This window comes from Streptomyces sp. NPDC051243 (genome assembly GCF_044455405.1).
Lineage (GTDB): Bacteria > Actinomycetota > Actinomycetes > Streptomycetales > Streptomycetaceae > Streptomyces.
This window is the reverse complement of record NZ_JBITES010000008.1, coordinates 1-17,796: the sequence shown is the minus strand read 5'-3', so window position 1 is coordinate 17,796 and position 17,796 is coordinate 1. Positions and strand designations below refer to the sequence as shown.

Here is a 17,796-nt window from a genome sequence, read left to right as displayed (position 1 = left end):
GGTGGGCCGGGGCCTCATCGCCGGCCCGATTCCGCGGCCGGGGCCGTCGTCTCGTCGTGGGCCAGTGCCCACCAGGCGGCGAGGCCGAAGCAGACGGCCGTGAGGACGGTGGAGGGGCCTCCGATGTCGGCGTACAGGAAGTTCACGAGCTGCCACAGCAGCAGCCCGCAGATCGGGACCGCGCAGTCCCGGGCGCCGTCGCCCCGCCCCGGCCGCGACAGCCGCCGCACCGCGCACACCAGCAGGGCCAGCCAGCTGCCCGCCACCGCGAGCACCCCCAGCAGGCCCTGCTCGCTGAGGAGCAGCAGGTACATGTTGTGCGGGGAGAGCAGCGGCTGACGCCGGAAGGCCTGGCCCGCTCCCGCCGTGTCGCTGCCCGACGACAGCGCGAGCGAGGCATGGCCGTCCCGGTGCGCCGGAAACGCCTTCAGCCCCACGCCCGTCACCGGGTGGTCGCGCCACATCCCGGCCGCCGCCGCCCACAGGGTGTAGCGGTCGACGACCGACTGGTCCGGCGCGTCGGCCACCTCGGTGATGCTGGTCAGCCGCTCCTGCAGCACCGCCGCACCCACCCCCAGCCCGCCGACCAGCACGACGCAGGCCGCGACCGCCGCCGCGAACACCTTCGCCGCCCGCCGCACCCCGCCCAGCAGCAGCTGCGCCCCGCAGGCCACCACCGTGGCGATCCAGGCACCCCGGCTGAAGGACAGCGCGAGCGGTACGAGCAGTGCCAGCGCACAGCCGGCCGCCACGACCTTCCCCCACTTTTCGGGCGGGGGGACCCCCAGCCGTCGCGCCGGCGACCCGAGGGCGAGACCGGTCGCGGCGACCACCCCGTAGGAGACGACGTTCGCCATCCCCATCACGTCGGACGGCCCGAACGTGCCCACCGCCCGGATGTCGGCCCCCTGATACAGCGCCCCGGTCTCGGTGAGGTACTGGTGCACCCCGACCGCCCCCTGCCACACCGCGAGGCCGACCAGCGACCACAGCACCAGCCGGGCGCCCCGCCGGTCGCGCACCAGCAGCAGCACCGCGACCGGGACGAGCACGAACACCTGCAGATAGCGGGCCAGTCCGGTGACCGCGTCGCCGGCGGACGCCGCCCCCGCCGCGGCCACGGCGACACCCACCACGGGCAGAGCGAGCACGACCGCCGCCGTCCGGGTCAGCGGCCGCCGCGCCCGCCGTACGGTGGCCACGACGGCCCACACCACGACCAGCCCCGACGCCGCGTCCGCCGGTGTGACGTCGCTGCCCGGCGCGACGGGCAGCCCCAGCAGCACGACGACCGCCACCACCGGCAGCGCGGACAGGACCGACAGCGAGCAGCGGGCCCGGCGCAGCGCCGGCAGCGACAGCGCGAGCGGGGGAGGGGCCGTCGTAGGAGTGCTCACCGCCGCTCAGCTCCCCGTCGGCCGTACGAACTGCACCGCGGTGCGCAGCAGGATGCAGACGTCCTGCCACAGCGACCAGTTGTCGATGTAGGCGTTGTCGTAGCGGCACCGGTCCTCGATCGAGGTGTCGCCGCGCAGCCCGTGGATCTGCGCGAGCCCGGTGATCCCGCACCGCATCCGGTGCCGCGCCCGGTAGCCCGGATAGGCCTGGCTGAACTTGGCGACGTAATACGGCCGTTCGGGCCGGGGCCCGACCAGGCTCATGTCGCCGCGGAAGACGTTCCACAGCTGCGGCAGCTCGTCCAGCGAGGTGCGGCGCAGGAAGTGGCAGAACCGGCTCATGTCCTGGTCGTTCGCCACGCTCCAGCGGGTCGCCGCCTCGTGCGCGCTGGCGGGCCGGTGGGTGCGGAGCTTCAGGATGGTGAACGGCCGCCCGTCCTTGCCGATCCGCTCCTGCCGGAACACCACTCCGGGCCCGTCCATGACCCACAGCACGAGCGCACACAGCAGCAGCAGCGGTGCGGCCGGCACCAGCAGCGAGCCCGAGAGCACCACGTCGAGCAGCCGCTTGCCGACGCTGCCGCGCCGCCGTCCGCTCTCCGGGCCCAGCCACCTCAGCGAGAAGCCGGCCAACTGCCCCGCCCCCTCTCGGCGACCAGTGAGGCCGTACGACGGCGTCTGCGGGTCCAGCTCCCACAGCACGCATCCGTAGGCGGCGAGCATCCGCAGCTCGGCGGCCTTCTCCACCCTGGTGGCGGCCCCGACGACGAGCACCGTCTCCACACCGTTCTCGAGGAGCGCCGCGACCGTGTCCTGCGCCGAGGTGAGCACCGGCACACCGGGCTCGGTACCGGTGCCGCCGAGGAGCTCCAGGCTGTCGGCGACGACGCCCACCGGGCGGACCCCGCAGTCCGGGTGGCGCAGCAGCGCGGCGGCGACCTCCCGGGCCGCCGCGAGCGGACCGACCACCAGCGCGGGACAGGGCCGGCGCCGCAGCACCCGGTGCCGGTGGCCGTGCACCGCGGCGCGGCCCGCGCAGGCCGCCCCGCAGTGCACGGCGACGGCCGCCAGCAGCACGGTCACCGGGAGCGACCGCAGCGGGGAGAGCGCCACGGCAGCCGCCCAGCCGACGGCGATCCGGGCGCAGACGGCCGGGACCTCGTCCAGGACCCCGGGGACCACGGACGTGCCGTACCGCGAGGCCCGGCGGTTCAGCCCGAGCACGCCGAGAGCGAGCAGGGCGAAGACCAGCGGATGCCTGTGCGGCACGGGCACGACCAGGGCGGCCGGCAGGACGGCGGCGCCGTCGACGAGCCACAGCACTGCCCGGGACGCCCGCGGCGACCGGCGGGCGGCCCGCCCGGCCGACGGCCCGGGTCCGCCGGCCAGGCCGCCCGGGACGAGAACGGAGAGGGCGCCCTCCAGCACCCGCTGCGGTCCCGTGGGTGAGGCGACGGTGCTTTCCGCGGTCATGTGGTGATGCTCTTTCTGCCCTCGTTGGGTACGACCGGCGCGGGAACGACGCCGAGCAACTCGCGATACACGCCGGTGACCGCGTCCGTGGTGTGCCGCAGGTCGTGGGCGGCGAGCACATGCGCACGGCCCTGCGCGCCGAGCGCCGCGCGCAGCGGCTCGTCCCGCAGCAGCGCCGTGAGCGCCCGGGCCAGCGCGCCGGGGTCCTCCGGCGGCACCAGACAGGACGGCCGATGGGAGGGGGGAAGGCTCTCGCGCGCCCCGTCCACGTCCGTGACGACGACCGGACGGGCGCACGCCATGGCCTCCAGCGGGGCGAGCGCCATGCCCTCCCAGCGGGACGGCAGGACCACGACGTCGGCGGCCCGGTACCAGGGGGCGGCGTCGGAGGCGGCGCCGGCGAACTCCACCGACGCGGGCGCACCGCGGCGCAGCGACCGTGCGGCCGGCCCGTCGCCGACCAGCACCAGCCGGGCACCGGCCACCCGCCGCACCACCTCGGGCCAGGCCCGCAGCAGCACGTCCTGCCCCTTCTGCCGGCACAGCCGGCCCACGCACACGACGAGCGGGCCCGCCGCCGACCGCGCGCTGTCCCCCTCCGGGTGGAACGTGCCGGTGTCGACCCCGTTGGGGACCACCCGCCAAGAAGCGGCGATTCCATATCGCTCGCCGGTACGCCGCTCGGCCTCGCTCACGCACAGCACGCGCGTCGCCCACCGCGCCCCGAACCGCTCCCAGCCCAGCGCCAGCCGCGCGACGACGCCGTCCGCGGCCTCGAACGACCAGGCGTGCGGCTGGAAGACGGTCGGCAGCCGGCCGTGCACCGCGAGCCGGGCCGCGAGCCCTGCCTTCGCGCTGTGCGCGTGCACCAGGTCGGGCCGCACATCGCGCACCAGCCGGGCCAACTGCCGTACCTCGCCCGGGAGTCGGACCCCCGGTCGGCGGACCGCGTCCCAGCGCAGCACGGTGCGGCCCGAAGCGCGCAGGGAGTCCGTCAGCGTGCCGCCCCCCGGACAGGCCACGGTCACCCGCAGCCCCGCCGTCACCTGTGCGGCCACCAGGTCCGTCACGACCCGGGCGACACCGCCCTCGACGGGCTGCGCGACATGCAGGACGTGCGGCGCGGAAATGCGCATGACCGAGGCTGCCCTTCCGAAGAAAAGAGTCCGAACCAGCAACACGACGTGTGGCTCGCGTTCCCGATACGAGATCCCACGCCTGTTCGAGAGGGCCCGAGGGGCAACAGGCTTTCCGGATTCAGGGGATGAGCGGCACCAGACACTTATCCATATTTAACGGTCAGATGGCCGACCGTGTCGGAACGGCGGACCTTTCGGAGTTGTTTCCCGCGCGATGTCACCCGTTTGCAGCCGGTCGTCCGCACCGGTTTAACGGTGATCACACGATCCGAAACTCGGTGGAGATGACCGCCCGTGCGTTCACCACCGCGTTGCGCCGGTCGTGTCCGGCCCGACGGGTCTTTTCGTATGAGTTCCTGGAAGTTGTCCGCGGCGGAGTTTCCAGACCGGTCCCCTCTCGTTAGCCCAGGAGAACCGAGACCGACTCACTCACGGCGTCCGCGGGCTGAAGTCCCTTTCGCCGAACGCGAGTTACGGAAGTCGAGTCACCAGGAAAGGAACATGATGAAGAACCTGAAGGCTGCCGCGGTCGTCGCCGGCTCCCTCGCCGTCGCCGGTGTCGCCGGGCCCGCCGCCGCGGTGGACATGCCGGCGACGGGCCTCGTCGACAACGGGAAGACGGTCGCCCGCAGCCTCCCCTCGGCCGCCAAGGTGCCGACGGGCTATGTGGGCAACAACGTCAAGCGCACGGCGGACAACGTCAAGCAGGGCGTGAACAAGTCCGGCGTGGTGAAGACCCCCATCTTCGGCGGCACGCTGCCGAACCCCGCCGACGGACAGCTGCTCGGTGGACTCCCGATCAACAGGTAGGCGATCCAACCAGGCGATCAGGCAGGCGACTCGTTCCTCGACTTCGTCGCCCATCGGCTCGATGTTCAGGGCCGGCTCCGCACTCCGCGGAGCCGGCCCTTCGGCGTTTCCCGGGAAGAAACGCGGGAAGGGCGGCGGGAAGTGAGGGGAGCGCAATTGCCCTTGTGCTTTGCCGCGTTGGGCCAAATGAATGAGACAGGGTGACCACGGACGTTTCGGCGTCGTTGGTCCAAGTGAATCGGCGCTCATTCCTCCTTGTCGGCGCTCTCTCCGTGGGCCCTGGCCGCACTCCCATGCGGCCAGGGCCCACGCTTTTGGCACCGGAGCCCGCGGCGGACACGCCGATGGCGGCCCACCGGATTTCCGGCGGACCGCCATCGGGCGAAGGACTGCTCAGAACAGGAGGCCGCCGACGTACGAGCCGGGCTGCTCCTGGTGGACCGTGCCCGTGTTGCAGGAGGCGTAGTGCGAGTTCGTCGCGACGACACCGCCGAGGACGGATCCGTTGGACCACGGCGCGGCACAGCGGGCGTCGAGGACGGATCCGTTGACCACGGCGATCCCCTGCTGCGGTTCGTTGACGACGACCGGGGCCGACGAGAAGCCGCTGCCGCCCTTGACGGTGGTGGTGTCACTGTCGGCGGCGGCGGTACCGCCGGCCGCCAGGACGATGCCTGCGGCGAGGGCGGAAATGGCCGTAACCTTGTTACGCATGAGCTGAGCCTTTCCGGGCTGCGTTTGGGGTTGACCTGCTCCGAATTCTCGGATCAGGGGTCAGAAGAGGAGGCCGCCCTTGTAGTGGCCGGTCTGTTCCTGGTGGACCGTGCCCGTGTTGCAGGAGGCGTAGTGCGAGTTCGTCGCGACGACGCCGCCGAGGACGGATCCGTTGGACCACGGGGCGAGGCAGCGGCCGTCGACCAGGGTGCCGTTGGCGATGAGAATGCCTTGCTGGGGCTCGTTGACGACGACCGGGGCCGACGAGAAATCCTTGCCACCCTGGACGGTGGTGATGTCGCCGTCGGCGGCGGCGGTACCGCCGGCCGCCAGAACGATACCCGCGGCAAGCGCGGAAACGGCCGTAACCTTGTTACGCATGAGCTGCCCCTTTCCGGGCTGCGTTGGGAGATTTACCTGCTGCGAATCGCTCGGATCAGGGGGTCAGAAGAGGAGGCCGCCCTTGTAGCTGCCGAGCTGCTCCTGGTGGACCGTGCCCGTGTTGCAGGAGGCGTAGTGCGAGTTCGTCGCGACGACGCCGCCGAGGACGGATCCGTTGGACCACGGGGCGATGCAGCGGCCGTCGACCAGGGTGCCGTTGACGACGAGAACGCCTTGCTGGGGCGCGTTGACGACTACCGGGGCCGACGAGAACCCGCTGCCACCCTTGACAGTGGTGGTCTTGCCATTGCCGTCGTATTCACCGGCAGAGGCAAGGCCGGCGCCGGCGACTACGGTGCTGAGGGCGAGGGCCGTGATGACCGCGAACTTCTTGGGCAACTTGGTTCCTTCCTGAATTCACGGTTGCGCACGCTTACGAAAAGGAAACCCGTATATGCACGCATAAGTCACGGTGGGAACAATCAAACGTGGACAGATTCCTTCGGATGGCGCAATGTGACCGCCCGTTGCTGTGCCCGGCTTTGCTCTGAGACATGCCTCCGGCCCACCGGCAGGATGCGGGCCGGTGGGCCGGAATGATGGTGCGCGGGTTGCCGAGAACCGGATCAGAGTCTCAGAATTCCGGAGCCAGGGACTCGTACGGTTGCCGGGTCGTCACTGGGGAAGGAAGGAGCCGAAACCGGCGGCCGTCGGCGCCTTCAGCGGCCGGACCTGGACGGAGCCGCTGCCGGCCGGGTTCTTCACCGGAATCGTGGGCCGCTTGGCGGCATCCGGGTCCATTCCGTCCAGGTAAACGCCGGACATTCCGGCCGCGTTCTTGCTGTTCTTGTCGAACGCGCTTCCCTTCGCGATCCCACCGTCGCGGGCCAGCCGCGTCACGGCGTCGGTCGCCGGCAGGATCGCCGGGCTCACCTTGGACGGGGACATGAGCCCGAGCGGACTGGCCGTGACACCCGAGTTGCCCGAAGACGACCCCGTGGCGGCCGCCGCCGTCGCGGCCGAGCCGCCCACAAGACCCGCACCGATGGCCAACGCCGCAGTGGTGAAAATTGCCTTCTTCATGATTCACCTCGCTTGAAAGTACCTCTGATCCGACGGTTGGAGAACATAGCAGTACAAGGCCGCTGCAAAAGTGACGCGTTGCTCCATACGCGTGAAATCGGCGGGGGTGAAGAATGGAATGCGCAGAGGCATTCGGAGGGATGGGCAGCTGGTCGGCGAATGGGCTGATCGTATGGTGCGCCCGGCTCGACTCGATCGTCTGCGCGAGGTGAATCAGGAAAAGCGGCGGGCGACTTACCTACCCTCGCCGCCATGACCATCGACACCGCCACCTTCACACCGACCTGGTCGGAGGAGTTCGACGCCCCGATCGAGTGGGGCGCCAAATGGGTGGGCGACCGGACCAGCGCCTACCGTTACCGCGACCACAATCCGGACGACGACAAACTCGACTGGCTCGACCCCGGCTGTGTGACCGTCTCGGACGGCGTCGCCACCTTCACCGCCACCCCGGCCGGCCGCACCCTGGACAACGGCAGGCGGGCCTGGCGCACCGGGCTGCTCACCACCGAGTACTCCGCCGAGGGCTTCCGGGTGCGCACCGGGGACCACGTCGAGACCCGCGTCAGACTGCCCTCGGGGACCGGGGCCTGGCCGGCACTGTGGACCTGGAAGGACGGTGCTAACGAGGTCGACTCCTTCGAGTACCACCCGGACAACCCGAACCTGCTGGAGCTGTCCAACAACGTCAACCCCGCCTCCACCTGCCACTCCGACGCCGACGCGATCGCCCCGGACCGGTGGGTGACCGTCGGCACCACCTACGGCGCGCGTTCCGTCGAGTGGTACGTCAACGGCGAGCGCGTCTTCTCCGACGGCACCGGCGTCGGCGACGACTGGTCGGCGTATCCGATCCTGAACCTGTCGGTGAGCGCCGGCCATTGGCACCCGGCCCCCTGCGGTCCGGCGCCGATCACCTTCGCGGTCGGCCACCTCCGCGTCTACCGCGGGGCCGCGCGGTGGTGACCCCCGCCCCGGCCGCCCGGCGCACCACGGGCGGCGGCCGTGCGTTCGCCCTGCTGCTGGTGCTCACCGGGGCTGCCGGGCTGCTCGCCTCCTGGGTCATCACCCTCGACAAGTTCAAGCTGCTCGAGGACCCGGACTTCACCCCGGGCTGCAGCCTCAACCCGGTGCTGTCCTGCGGCAGCGTCATGGAGAGCGAGCAGGCCGAGGCCTTCGGGTTCCCCAACCCGATGCTGGGCCTGGTGACCTACGCCGTCGTGATCGGCGTCGGGGTGAGTCTGCTGGCGGGGGCCGCCTACCCGCGCTGGTACTGGCTGACCTTCGAGGCCGGATGCGTCTTCGGGATCGGGTTCGTCTCCTGGCTGCAGTACGAGTCGCTGTACGAGATCAACGCCCTGTGCCTGTGGTGCTGTCTGGCCTGGCTCGCGACGATCGTGCTGTTCTGGTACCTGACCTCCTTCCTCGTGCGCGGCGGCCTCCTGCCCGCGCCGGGCCCGGCGCGGACCCTCTTCGCGGAGTTCACCTGGGTGCTCGTGGTGCTGCACATCGGGGTCGTCGGGATGCTGATCCTGACCCGCTGGTGGGACTTCTGGACGAGCTGACCACTGCACCGTATGGGCGCCTCGGTGGTGACCGTGGGGCGTCCCGGACGGTTACTCGTACGAACAGCCGAACCGTGCGAGGAGTGAGCGATGGCCGTCAGTACAGACGGGGTGTCCGTGGGTGCGGCGCAGGGAGAGGGCGCCCGGGTGCACAGCGAGCCGAGGCGGCGGACACGGCGGGAGGTGGCGCGGCTGCTGTTCGGCTCCGGCGCGGTGGCGCTCACCCCGGTGCTCGCCGGCTCCCGGCCCTCGCAGTCCGCGAACCGGCAGCGGCACACCGACATCCCCTTCGACGAGACCTACCGGGGCCGCCACATCCAGGGCGCCCCGCTTCCCTTCCACGGGCTCAGCGCCCTCGGCGCCGACTGGCGCGTCACCGTGGACGGCCACCCGCTGCACCTGATGCGCCGGGCCGACGGCACCTGGCTGAGCATGCTCGACCACTACAGCTGGTACGGCACCCCGCTGGAGGCGACCCGCGCGGCCGTCGACGAACTCGGACCCGGCCGACGGCTGCGCTACATGGCCCCCGGTCCGCTCGGCGGCGGGCACCCGCACGGGGAGGCCGACCATGGTGTACGTGCGTAAGAACGTGAACAGGCTGACGGCCACCGAGAAGCGACGGTTCGTCCAGGCGCTGCTCGAGGTCAAACGCCGCGGTGAGTACGACGAGTTCGTCCGGCTGCACATCAGGCACTTCCGCGGCGACGGCGAGCGAGGTCTGCGGGCCGCCCATATGACGCCCTCCTTCCTGCCCTGGCACCGGATGTTCGTGCTGGAGCTGGAGAACGCCCTGCGCCGCGTCGACGACTCGGTGACGGTGCCGTACTGGGACTGGACCAGGGACCGTTCGGCCACCTCGGTGCCGTGGACCAACGACCTGCTCGGCGGGAACGGGCGACGCGGGGACCGGCAGGTGATGACCGGGCCGTTCGCCTACCGCAACGGCTGGTGGACCATCAGGGCGGGCGTCACCGACGACCGGTTCCTCACCCGGGACCTGGGCCGCTCCCGCAATCCGATCAACCTGCCCACCAAGGCCGATCTGGACCGGGCGCTGAGGGACCCCGTCTACGACGTCGCCCCGTGGGACTCGACGGTCACCAAGGGCTTCCGCAACAAGATGGAGGGGTGGGGACCCGACAGCAACCCGTGGCTCAACCACAACCGGGTGCACCGCTGGGTCGGGGGTGCGATGCTCGGCGGCGGGTCCGTCAACGATCCCGTCTTCTGGCTGGTCCACGCCTTCGTCGACATGCAGTGGCAGCGCTGGCAGCGGCGCCACCGCAACAACCGCTACCTGCCGGAGCGGCCGCCAGGCCGGGGCAGAGGCCAGGACGGCCGGATCGTCGCCCGGCACGAGAGACTGCCGCCGTGGGACGTGACCCCGGACGATCTGGAGGACGTGTCGAGTATCTACCGGTACGCCTAGCGAGGATCCAGCGAGGACCTACCGGTACGCCTGGCGAGATCGGCCGGTGGGTCCGGCGAGATCGGAGGGGTCCGGCGAAGAAAAAAATCGCTCAGCCCCGCGGCGGTACGTCCATTAGCCTCCGCGCATGGCAACCGATCCGACGGAACAACTGGTCCGGCTGTTCGCCGAGGAGAGCCGGGTGCGGGCCTTCGCCGCCGTGGCGCTGGGCGCGGGGAGCACCGAGGAGGTCGCCCGGGCCGCGGAGCTGTCCCCGAAGGAGACGGCCGTGGCACTGCGGCGGCTGCGGGAGCAGGGCGTGGTGACGGCCGGGGACGGCGGGGAACTGGGCGTGGCGTACGGGCTGTTCAAGGAGTACGCGCGAGAGGCCGCGCGGCGGGAGAGCCCCTGCGGCGGCCCTGACTCCGGGGACGAGCGGACCGACGTGATCCTGCGGACCTTCGTCCGGGACGGGCGGCGGCTGGTCCGGCTGCCCGCGCAGTGGACCCGCAAGAAACTGGTGCTCCGGTACATCGCCGAGCAGAGCTTCGAGCCGGGCGTGGAGTACCCGGAGCGGACCGTCGACGCCAAGCTGCGCGCCTGGTGCGAGGACAGCGACGACATCGACCATGTGACGCTCCGGCGCTATCTGGTGGACCTGCACCATCTGCGCCGGAGCGAGGGGATCTACCGCCGGCCGGCCGCGGAGACCCAGGCCGCCGACAGCGCCTGAGCGCGCTGTCGCTGCCGGAGGGGCTCCGTCGGCGCCGTACGGCACCCTCAGGGCAGCCGTCGTACCGGTGCCCCCGCCAGATACGCCCTGATGTCCTCGACCGCCTGGCCGTAGTACGTCGCGTAGTTGGCCCGCGAGACATAGCCCAGGTGGGGTGTGGCGAGGAGGCGGGGCGCTGTGCGCATCGGGTGGTCGGCGGGGAGGGGCTCGATGTCGAAGACGTCCACTCCGGCGCCGGCGATACGGCCCTCGTGCAGGGCGGTGAGCAGGGCGTCCTGGTCGACGATCGCCGCGCGGGAGGTGTTGATCAGGTAGGCGGTCGGCTTGAGCAGGGCGAGTTCGGGCGCGCCGAGCAGGCCCCGGGTGCGGTCGCTCAGGGCGAGGTGGACGGAGACGAAGTCGCTCTCGGTGAGCAACTCCTCCTTGGAGGCGGCCAGTTGGACGCCCACCTCGTCGGCGTACTCCTTGGTGAGGTTCTGGCTCCAGGCGGTGACGTGCATGCCGAAGGCGATGCCGACCCGGGCCACCCGGCTGCCGATCTTGCCCAGGCCCAGCAGCCCCAGGCGGCGGCCGTGCAGATCGGCGCCGACCGTGCTCTGCCAAGGGCCGCCCGAGCGCAGGGCGTTGTTCTCCCGCACGAGGCCGCGGGCGAGGCCGAGCAGCAGGGCCCAGGTGAGCTCGACGGGCGGGGTCGAGGAGCTGGCCGTACCGCAGACGGTGACGCCGTGCGCCTCGGCGGCGGCGTAGTCGATGACCGTGTTGCGCATGCCGGACGCGATCAGCAGCTTCAGCCGGGGCAGACGGGCGAACAGGGAGGCGGGGAAGGGGACGCGCTCCCGCAGGGTGACGACGATGTCGAAGTCGGCGAGGGCCGCGGCGAGGGTGTCCTCGTCGGGGAAGTGGGTGGTGAAGGGGACGACCTCCACGTCGTCCGCGAGCGGCGACCAGTCGGCGAGCTCGGTCGCCGCGTTCTGGAAGTCGTCGAGCACAGCACAGCGCAGCCGCACGGTGGGTCCTTTCCATGGCTGGATGAAGCCGACTGTACGGAACCGGGGCGGTGAGACGGCCCCGGCATGAACCCGAGATTAACCGACCGATCGGTTTTGTTACGGCTGGGTGACGCTAACTCCCTGCCACCGAGGAGGCGGTCTCGGGCGTGTAATCCTGGTACTCGAGAAAGACCCGCCTGCCGCGCTCCGGGGAGAAGTCGAGGGCGGCGAGCATGGCCGGAGTGGAGATGCCGGGCAGGACGTGGCGGAGCATCACGGAGACGCGACGGTCGAGGTCGTCGCGGTTGCAGTGGGCCTGTGACATCGCCTGGACGCCGGCGAAGGCACCGGTGAGGAACTCCGCGGTGTCGGAGACGTCGATGTGCGGCAGGAGTTCGCCCTGGCCGCGCGCCTCGGTCAGGATGCGCTCCAGCTGATCGGTCCAGGCGCGGAAGGCGGCGCTGCGGTCCAGTTCGGCCGCGCCCTGGTCGAGGGCGAGGGAGACGCCGGCCTGTACCAGCGGATCGTGCTGCAGCCGGTAGGCCATGACCATGCCGTGGTCGACGAGTTTCTGCAGCTTGCTGGCCTGCTCCGGGAACCGGTCGATGGGCATCTGGGCTTCCAGTACACCGAGGGCGACCTCTTCCTTGGAGGAGAAGTGGAAGTACAGGGCACCCCTGGTGACCCCGGCGCGGCTGAGGATCTCCTCGACGGTGGCCGAGGCGTAACCGCGCTCGCCGAACACCTTCGCGGCCGCCTCGAGGATCGACCTGCGGGTTCTGATAGCGCGGTCCTGCTGGGCCATGGGTCCCTCCACCGTATGCACGCGCAACATCACGTCGCGTATTGAAAAGAAAACCGGATCACACGTATCTTATGCGGCGGGTGAGGACGCCTCGCTCTGGTGAGTGACTCGGGGGGAGCCATGGACCGGACGAAATCCGTCGGCACGACCGCATGGGACGAGGAAATCACAGGCGCTGTCGCGCCGGTCCCCGCAACCGCCTTGTGGCACACGGAGATCAGCGGGGAACAGGTGCACCGGCCCGATCCCCGGGACGCCTTTCCCACCGGATGGCGCCGCCTGGACGACACCCACTTCCAGATCAGGGCCCGCTGGCCGCGGCGGCACCGGCTCTTCGCCGAGGCGTCCGGGCGCTTCCAGGACCCGCTGCTGATACCGGAGATACTGCGGCAGAGCACGATGTTGCTGGCCCATGCCGTGTTCGAAGTGCCCATCGGCGGACGGTTCGTGATGCAGCGTCTGAGTTACTCGACCTCGCCGGCCGGACTCGCCTTCGACCGCTCCACCGAGGACGTCGTCGCCGACATCACCTGCAGCGATGTGCGGCGCCGGGGGCGTCGGCTGGCGGGCATGCGCTGCGACATGGTGCTGCGCCGCGCGGGCCGGGTGGTCGCGGTCGCCGGCGGGCGGGTCGACTGCGTCTCGGAAAGGGCCTACCGCCGGGTGCGCGGTGAGCGGTTGTCGATGACCGGCCGTCCCGTGCCGCTCCTGCCGGGACTGCCGCCCGAGGCCGTCGGCAGGACCGACGCCGCCGCCGTCGTACTGGCGCCGTCTCCGCGGCCCGGGGCCTGGCAGCTCAGGGTGAACACCGCGCACCCCACGCTGTTCCGACGGCCGAACGACCATGTGCCGGGCATCGTGCTGCTGGAGGCGGCCCGCCAGGCCGCGACGGCCTTCTCGCTCTTCCCGGGCATCATGATGGCGACCGGAATGGACATGGTCTTCTGCCGGTACGCCGAACTGGACCGCCCCTGCTGGATAGAGGCCGACACCGTGCCCAAGGGCGAGCCCGACCCGGCCACGGTCAGGGTGCGGGGCCTGCAGGACGACGACGAGGTCTTCGACTGCACTGTGACGGTCACGGCACCGGGGCCGGCCGTACCCGACCTGGTCTCCGACGGTCCCCGGAGCGGGTCCGTCACCGACCGTCGGCCATGACGGGCGAACCGCCGGCCCGAGAGGAGAGCTCACCACCTTGTCACCACTGATCCTCATCACCGGAGCCGGCGGTTTCATCGGCGGTCATGTCGTGGCCGCCGTCCGGGAACCGGGCTCCGTCCCGCCCCCGGTCCGGCTGCTGCTGCGCGACCCCGGGAGTCGGCCGCCGCAGGCCGGTGTCCTGGCGGCGGACGTCGTGGGAGCGGACCTGGCCGACCCGGCATCGCTGCGCGGTGTCTGCGACGGCGTCGATGTCGTCCTGCACTGTGCCTCCCACATCGGGGACGACGAACGGCGTGCCGAGGCCGTCAACGACCACGGCACCCGGGCCCTCGTCGAGGAGGCGACGCGCGCCGGGGTGGCCCGGATCGTCCAGGTGAGTACGGCCGCCGTATACGGGCGAGGGCCCTTCACCGGCGCGCTGCCCGGCGAGCCGCCTCTCGCGCCGGCCTCGCCGACCAGCCGTTCCCGTGCCGCCGCCGAGCGTCATGTGCTGGACGCGGGCGGCGTCGTGCTGCGTCCGCACCTCGTGCTCGGGGTGGGTGACAGATGGGTGGTGCCGGGGCTGGCCGCCCTGATGCGAGCGCTCTCCGCGCGCCTGAAGGGGTGCGTGTCGCGCCACTCCGTCATCGACGTACGGACGTTGGGACGTGCGGTGGTCGCCGCCGGACTGTCGGACCGGGAACTGGCGGGTGTGCATCACGTCAACCACCCGGAGCCGGTGGACGGTTCGCAGCTGCTGGACACGGTGGCCGACCGGCTCGGCCTGCGCCTGCCGGGCCCGCCCCTGGACCTCGACGAGGCCCGCAGCCGGCTCGCCGGGCAGCCTCGGGCACTGCACCACCTCGGCATGCTCGCGGTGGACCACTGGTTCGCGGACGGCGGTTTCTGGGCCCGCGCCGGCGCGGATCCCGGAGCGGGGTTCGCGCGCAGCCTGGCCGAACACGCGCCGTGGTACCGGGATTTCGTGGGCCGCTGACGGACATGACTGCTTCCCGTACGCCCGCTTCCCGCTTCCCGCTTCCTGCTTTCCCCTTGCCGCTTCCCGCTTCCTGCTTCCTCCTCGTCCTGCTTCCGCCTTCCTCCGTTACGTCGATACAGGGTCTTCGTGGATATCAAGCGCACACTGACAGGCAAGATCGCACTGGTCACCGGGGCCGGCCGAGGCATCGGCAGAGCCATCGCCGGGCGGCTGGCTCAGGACGGGGCGCTGGTCGGCGTCCACTACGGCCACAGCGAGGCCGCCGCCGCGGAAGTCGTCGCGGAGATACGCAAGAACGGCGGACGCGCCTTCCCGGTCGGGGCGGAACTCGGGGTGCCCGGTGACGCCGATGCCGTCTTCGAGGCCTTCGACGCGGGGTTGCGGGCGGAGCGGGATGAGCGGAATGAGCAGGATGAGTGGGATGAGCGGGAGGAGCCTTCGCTCGACATCCTGGTGAACAACGCCGGAGTGAGCGGGTCGGGACCGGTGGCTCAGGCCGTCCCGGAGGTCTTCGACCGGATGATCGCCGTGAACGCCAAGGCGCCGTTGTTCCTCGTGCAGCGGGCGCTGCCGCGGATGCGGGACGGCGGGCGCGTCATCAACATCTCCTCGCTCGCCTCACGGCGCGCCTTTCCCGAGTCCGTCGCGTACGCCATGTCCAAGGGGGCGCTGGACACGATGACCCTGTGTCTGGCGAAGGAGCTCGGCGGTCGCGGCATCACCGTGAACACGGTCGGGCCGGGGTTCGTCGAGACGGACATGAACGCCCGGCGCCGGAAGACCCCTGAGGCGCGGGCCGCCCTGGCCGCGCGGTCCGTGTTCGACCGGATCGGCCGACCCTCCGATGTGGCGGACGTGGTGGCGTTCCTGGCGTCGGACGACTCCCGCTGGATCACCGGGCAGTATCTCGACGTCAGCGGCGGCACCGACCTGTGACGGCGACCCGCGGATCAGGGGACGGCCGGGCCGGCCGGAGCCGGAACGACACCCGTGCGCACGGCCGCGTTCGACGCCTGGTGTGCCGTGTCCGTGCCCGCGGGGTCCAGGTGCGTCAGTGTCTCGGGAGCGGCCAGCTTGGGCAGCAGCACTTCCCAGAAGCCGGTGACGGTGAAGCAGGACAGCCACTCGGGGTTGGAGCGGCTGAGCACCTCGAACCCGATGGTCGAGGCCACCAGCACCCCGGTCAGCTGCTGTTGGCGCGTGCCCTGGACGAGCGCGCGCTCGTCGGCCGCCTCGGCCAGGAGCTGCTGCACACAGACCTGCCACTCCTGACGCAGATTCAGGTCCGTGCCGTTCGCGCCCTCGCAGCTGAGCAGGAAGCCTGCGCGTACGACGATGCTGCGCCGGAGCACGTCGGCCAGGGCATGCGAGAGGTCGACCAGCGTCTGGAGCGCGCTGGTCCGGCGGCGGTGGGCGAGGCGCGCGGCTCGGCGCAGGGTGTGCGAGGCCTCGGCGCGCAGGGCCTCGGCCAGGGCCGCCTTGTTCTCGAAGTGGAAGTGCAGCGCGCCCGAGCTGACCCCGGCCTCGGAGCTGATGGCGGACAGTTTCGCCCTGTCGTAACCGTGCCGCTGGAACTCCTGGGCGGCCGCCAGCAGCAAGGCGTCACGGGTGCGGGCGGCCCGTTCCTGCTTGGTCATCGCAGGCCTCGCGCACGGACCGAGATTTCCCGTCTGTTCACTTCCAGGCTCCTCTTGTGCTCATGGCCAGGTGAGGGAGGGCGCCCCGCGTCCCGTGCGGGAGTCCCCGGGCCAGTAGGAAACCGATGCGGCTCGCGCCCGGAGCGAGCCCATAGTGAGCTGGATCATAACAAACCACCTTGACTGTTTGTCAGCCTCTTGCCTGGTCAGGCCCTGCTGGGGTGCCTTGAGGTGATGCAGCAGGTGAGCGCCAATTTGCCTGCAGTTTCGATCAACTACGCCTGTACGGCCTTGATTTGACGTCTCGTTGAACGTCATTTGGGCCAGCGGTCAACCGATCTGATCGTCATTGACATACCGGAGGATCGGTTTGTAGGTTTCCTGTGTCTGTTCAGAAATCGAACGATTCAGACAAAGCTGGACGAGCTAGGGGGACTAATGAGCCAGCATTCAACCAATCTGAAGGAGCCTCACATACCGGCTCCTCGCCGTGGGGAGGTGGCAGCCTGGCGTGTTCTCGTCGTGGAGAACGACGCAGCCGAGGCCGAAGCCCTGGTCCGCGCACTCAAGCGGCATGGCCACGAGGTGGACAGCGTCACCTCGGGCGGCGCCGCGCTCCAGTCGTACGCGGACGCCGATCTCGTACTGATCGATCTCGAACTCCCCGATCTGGACGGGCTGGAGGTCTGCCGCGGCATCCGGTCGACCTGTGACGTCCCGCTGATCGCCGTCACCGCGCGCGGGTCGGAACTCGACCGTGTACTCGGTCTGCAGGCGGGTGCCGACGACTACCTCGTAAAGCCCTACGGGTTCCGGGAACTCATGGCGCGGATGGAGGCGGTCATGCGCCGCGTCCGGACGCCGGCGCCCGCCACGAGGGTCGTCAGCCACGGACCGCTGCGGATCGACGCCGGCTCTCGCGAGGTCATCCTGCACGGACGTGCCGTGGACGTGACCCGCAAGGAGTTCGACCTGCTGTACATGCTGGCCTCCAACCCCGACACGGTCATTCCCCGCAAGCGCCTCATCCACCAGATCTGGGGCGACTCCTGGTCCCGGCGGACTGTCGACACACACGTCAGCAGTCTCCGCAGCAAGCTCGGCGGCAGCGGCTGGATCATCACAGTGCGCGGCGTGGGGTTCCGCTTCGGCGGGGGGAGCGGCTGAAAGTCCGAGGTGGCGCCTTTCAGGGCGACGACGGGAAAAAGGGGCACCCCCGGGCAGGGGGTGCCCCTACGTCATTGATGAGGCCACCTGGCGACTTGGCATTCCTCTGAAGTTCTTCGACCTTTACGTGAAGTTGCTCGGATACAGGCGTACAGGGCCTGCGGAATCTGACCTGTTCCTGAAAGGAATGCCCTTGAAGGGCGACGAGGCGCGGGCGAGGCTTTCAAGCACGGTCCGTGACGAATGAGGAGAACTCGTCGTGCGCAAGGTGCTCATCGCCAACCGTGGCGAAATCGCTGTCCGCGTGGCCCGGGCCTGCCGGGATGCCGGCATCGCGAGCGTGGCCGTCTAC

General features: G+C 70.7%; 21 protein-coding genes. 11 read left to right on the top strand and 10 right to left on the bottom strand.

Annotated elements, in window-relative coordinates; translation table 11 throughout:
* Positions 1-14: 14 nt before the first annotated feature.
* Genes ACIBAG_RS20860 through ACIBAG_RS20850 form a run of 3 tightly spaced genes read right to left on the bottom strand, consistent with a single transcriptional unit; the run spans position 15 to position 4,006 of the window.
* Positions 15-1,397: an O-antigen ligase family protein gene (locus ACIBAG_RS20860; protein WP_399106994.1), complete on the bottom strand. Its 1,383-nt coding sequence runs from the start codon at positions 1,395-1,397 to the stop codon at positions 15-17.
* A gap of 6 nt (positions 1,398-1,403) precedes the next feature.
* Positions 1,404-2,870: an exopolysaccharide biosynthesis polyprenyl glycosylphosphotransferase gene (locus ACIBAG_RS20855; protein ID WP_399106993.1), complete on the bottom strand. Its 1,467-nt coding sequence runs from the start codon at positions 2,868-2,870 to the stop codon at positions 1,404-1,406.
* Positions 2,867-4,006: a glycosyltransferase gene (locus ACIBAG_RS20850; protein WP_399106992.1), complete on the bottom strand. Its 1,140-nt coding sequence runs from the start codon at positions 4,004-4,006 to the stop codon at positions 2,867-2,869. Before ACIBAG_RS20850 ends, ACIBAG_RS20855 begins: the two co-directional genes overlap by 4 nt.
* 507 nt (positions 4,007-4,513) lie before the next feature.
* Here ACIBAG_RS20850 and ACIBAG_RS20845 point away from each other — a divergent pair.
* The gene (locus ACIBAG_RS20845) at positions 4,514-4,819 is read left to right on the top strand and encodes a hypothetical protein (RefSeq protein ID WP_399107355.1); all 306 of its coding nucleotides are present in this window, start codon (positions 4,514-4,516) and stop codon (positions 4,817-4,819) included.
* Positions 4,820-5,212: 393 nt separating this feature from the next.
* Here ACIBAG_RS20845 and ACIBAG_RS20840 read toward each other — a convergent pair whose 3' ends face one another.
* From ACIBAG_RS20840 to ACIBAG_RS20825, 4 genes are all read right to left on the bottom strand, one after another.
* The gene (locus ACIBAG_RS20840) at positions 5,213-5,533 is read right to left on the bottom strand and encodes a hypothetical protein (RefSeq protein ID WP_399106991.1); all 321 of its coding nucleotides are present in this window, start codon (positions 5,531-5,533) and stop codon (positions 5,213-5,215) included.
* A 60-nt stretch (positions 5,534-5,593) separates the two neighbouring features.
* Positions 5,594-5,914, bottom strand: a complete 321-nt coding sequence (locus ACIBAG_RS20835; RefSeq protein ID WP_399106990.1) for a hypothetical protein — start codon at positions 5,912-5,914, stop codon at positions 5,594-5,596.
* A gap of 63 nt (positions 5,915-5,977) precedes the next feature.
* Positions 5,978-6,313 (bottom strand): hypothetical protein, encoded by a 336-nt coding sequence (locus tag ACIBAG_RS20830; RefSeq protein WP_399106989.1) that lies wholly within the window; start codon positions 6,311-6,313, stop codon positions 5,978-5,980.
* 276 nt (positions 6,314-6,589) lie between these two features.
* The gene (locus ACIBAG_RS20825) at positions 6,590-6,997 is read right to left on the bottom strand and encodes a hypothetical protein (protein WP_399106988.1); all 408 of its coding nucleotides are present in this window, start codon (positions 6,995-6,997) and stop codon (positions 6,590-6,592) included.
* A gap of 252 nt (positions 6,998-7,249) precedes the next feature.
* On the opposite strand from ACIBAG_RS20825, the gene ACIBAG_RS20820 reads away from it, so the two are divergent.
* The 5 genes from ACIBAG_RS20820 (at position 7,250) to ACIBAG_RS20800 (ending at position 10,706) form a co-directional block, all read left to right on the top strand.
* Positions 7,250-7,963 (top strand): beta-glucanase, encoded by a 714-nt coding sequence (locus ACIBAG_RS20820; RefSeq protein WP_399106987.1) that lies wholly within the window; start codon positions 7,250-7,252, stop codon positions 7,961-7,963.
* Positions 7,957-8,562, top strand: a complete 606-nt coding sequence (locus ACIBAG_RS20815; protein WP_399106986.1) for a vitamin K epoxide reductase family protein — start codon at positions 7,957-7,959, stop codon at positions 8,560-8,562. Before ACIBAG_RS20820 ends, ACIBAG_RS20815 begins: the two co-directional genes overlap by 7 nt.
* Positions 8,563-8,652: 90 nt before the next feature.
* Positions 8,653-9,150: a tyrosinase family oxidase copper chaperone gene (locus ACIBAG_RS20810; protein WP_399106985.1), complete on the top strand. Its 498-nt coding sequence runs from the start codon at positions 8,653-8,655 to the stop codon at positions 9,148-9,150.
* Positions 9,134-9,994 (top strand): tyrosinase family protein, encoded by an 861-nt coding sequence (locus ACIBAG_RS20805; RefSeq protein ID WP_399106984.1) that lies wholly within the window; start codon positions 9,134-9,136, stop codon positions 9,992-9,994. The genes ACIBAG_RS20810 and ACIBAG_RS20805 overlap by 17 nt, the downstream gene beginning before the upstream one ends.
* A 127-nt stretch (positions 9,995-10,121) precedes the next feature.
* Complete coding sequence (locus ACIBAG_RS20800) at positions 10,122-10,706, top strand: DUF2087 domain-containing protein (RefSeq protein WP_399106983.1); 585 nt, start codon at positions 10,122-10,124, stop codon at positions 10,704-10,706.
* Between the two features lie 47 nt (positions 10,707-10,753).
* Here the strand turns inward: ACIBAG_RS20800 and ACIBAG_RS20795 are convergent, their stop codons facing one another.
* Both ACIBAG_RS20795 and ACIBAG_RS20790 read right to left on the bottom strand, forming a co-directional pair.
* Positions 10,754-11,713: a D-2-hydroxyacid dehydrogenase family protein gene (locus ACIBAG_RS20795; RefSeq protein WP_399106982.1), complete on the bottom strand. Its 960-nt coding sequence runs from the start codon at positions 11,711-11,713 to the stop codon at positions 10,754-10,756.
* 115 nt (positions 11,714-11,828) lie between these two features.
* Positions 11,829-12,500, bottom strand: a complete 672-nt coding sequence (locus tag ACIBAG_RS20790) for a ScbR family autoregulator-binding transcription factor (protein WP_399106981.1) — start codon at positions 12,498-12,500, stop codon at positions 11,829-11,831.
* 120 nt (positions 12,501-12,620) lie between these two features.
* Here ACIBAG_RS20790 and ACIBAG_RS20785 point away from each other — a divergent pair, with 120 nt between their 5' ends.
* From ACIBAG_RS20785 to ACIBAG_RS20775, 3 genes are all read left to right on the top strand, one after another.
* Positions 12,621-13,658, top strand: a complete 1,038-nt coding sequence (locus ACIBAG_RS20785) for a ScbA/BarX family gamma-butyrolactone biosynthesis protein (RefSeq protein ID WP_399106980.1) — start codon at positions 12,621-12,623, stop codon at positions 13,656-13,658.
* Between the two features lie 37 nt (positions 13,659-13,695).
* A complete protein-coding gene (locus ACIBAG_RS20780; protein WP_399106979.1) occupies positions 13,696-14,637 on the top strand; it encodes an NAD-dependent epimerase/dehydratase family protein in 942 nt (313 codons plus the stop codon).
* A 129-nt stretch (positions 14,638-14,766) separates the two neighbouring features.
* On the top strand, positions 14,767-15,576 hold the full coding sequence (locus ACIBAG_RS20775) for an SDR family oxidoreductase (protein WP_399106978.1): 810 nt from the start codon (positions 14,767-14,769) through the stop codon (positions 15,574-15,576).
* A gap of 14 nt (positions 15,577-15,590) precedes the next feature.
* Here the strand turns inward: ACIBAG_RS20775 and ACIBAG_RS20770 are convergent, their stop codons facing one another.
* Positions 15,591-16,277 carry a ScbR family autoregulator-binding transcription factor gene (locus ACIBAG_RS20770; protein ID WP_399106977.1) on the bottom strand — a complete coding sequence of 229 codons (687 nt, stop codon included), beginning with the start codon at positions 16,275-16,277 and terminating at the stop codon, positions 15,591-15,593.
* Positions 16,278-16,715: 438 nt separating this feature from the next.
* On the opposite strand from ACIBAG_RS20770, the gene ACIBAG_RS20765 reads away from it, so the two are divergent.
* Together ACIBAG_RS20765 and ACIBAG_RS20760 are read left to right on the top strand one after the other, a co-directional pair.
* Entirely contained in the window at positions 16,716-17,444 is a 729-nt protein-coding gene (locus tag ACIBAG_RS20765; protein ID WP_399106976.1) for a response regulator transcription factor, read from the top strand.
* Positions 17,445-17,703: 259 nt separating this feature from the next.
* A partial coding sequence (locus ACIBAG_RS20760) for a biotin carboxylase N-terminal domain-containing protein (RefSeq protein ID WP_280842533.1) occupies positions 17,704-17,796 on the top strand: 93 nt, incomplete at its 3' end.

Excerpts from the sequence above, each read along its gene's own strand:
- ACIBAG_RS20855 (WP_399106993.1), bottom strand. The coding sequence starts at position 2,870 with ATGACCGCGGAAAGCACCGTCGCCTCACCCACGGGACCGCAGCGGGTG.
- ACIBAG_RS20850 (WP_399106992.1), bottom strand. The coding sequence starts at position 4,006 with ATGCGCATTTCCGCGCCGCACGTCCTGCATGTCGCGCAGCCCGTCGAG.
- ACIBAG_RS20845 (WP_399107355.1), top strand. The coding sequence starts at position 4,514 with ATGAAGAACCTGAAGGCTGCCGCGGTCGTCGCCGGCTCCCTCGCCGTC.
- ACIBAG_RS20840 (WP_399106991.1), bottom strand. The coding sequence starts at position 5,533 with ATGCGTAACAAGGTTACGGCCATTTCCGCCCTCGCCGCAGGCATCGTC.
- ACIBAG_RS20835 (WP_399106990.1), bottom strand. The coding sequence starts at position 5,914 with ATGCGTAACAAGGTTACGGCCGTTTCCGCGCTTGCCGCGGGTATCGTT.
- ACIBAG_RS20825 (WP_399106988.1), bottom strand. The coding sequence starts at position 6,997 with ATGAAGAAGGCAATTTTCACCACTGCGGCGTTGGCCATCGGTGCGGGT.
- ACIBAG_RS20820 (WP_399106987.1), top strand. The coding sequence starts at position 7,250 with ATGACCATCGACACCGCCACCTTCACACCGACCTGGTCGGAGGAGTTC.
- ACIBAG_RS20810 (WP_399106985.1), top strand. The coding sequence starts at position 8,653 with ATGGCCGTCAGTACAGACGGGGTGTCCGTGGGTGCGGCGCAGGGAGAG.
- ACIBAG_RS20805 (WP_399106984.1), top strand. The coding sequence starts at position 9,134 with ATGGTGTACGTGCGTAAGAACGTGAACAGGCTGACGGCCACCGAGAAG.
- ACIBAG_RS20800 (WP_399106983.1), top strand. The coding sequence starts at position 10,122 with ATGGCAACCGATCCGACGGAACAACTGGTCCGGCTGTTCGCCGAGGAG.
- ACIBAG_RS20790 (WP_399106981.1), bottom strand. The coding sequence starts at position 12,500 with ATGGCCCAGCAGGACCGCGCTATCAGAACCCGCAGGTCGATCCTCGAG.
- ACIBAG_RS20785 (WP_399106980.1), top strand. The coding sequence starts at position 12,621 with ATGGACCGGACGAAATCCGTCGGCACGACCGCATGGGACGAGGAAATC.
- ACIBAG_RS20770 (WP_399106977.1), bottom strand. The coding sequence starts at position 16,277 with ATGACCAAGCAGGAACGGGCCGCCCGCACCCGTGACGCCTTGCTGCTG.
- ACIBAG_RS20765 (WP_399106976.1), top strand. The coding sequence starts at position 16,716 with ATGAGCCAGCATTCAACCAATCTGAAGGAGCCTCACATACCGGCTCCT.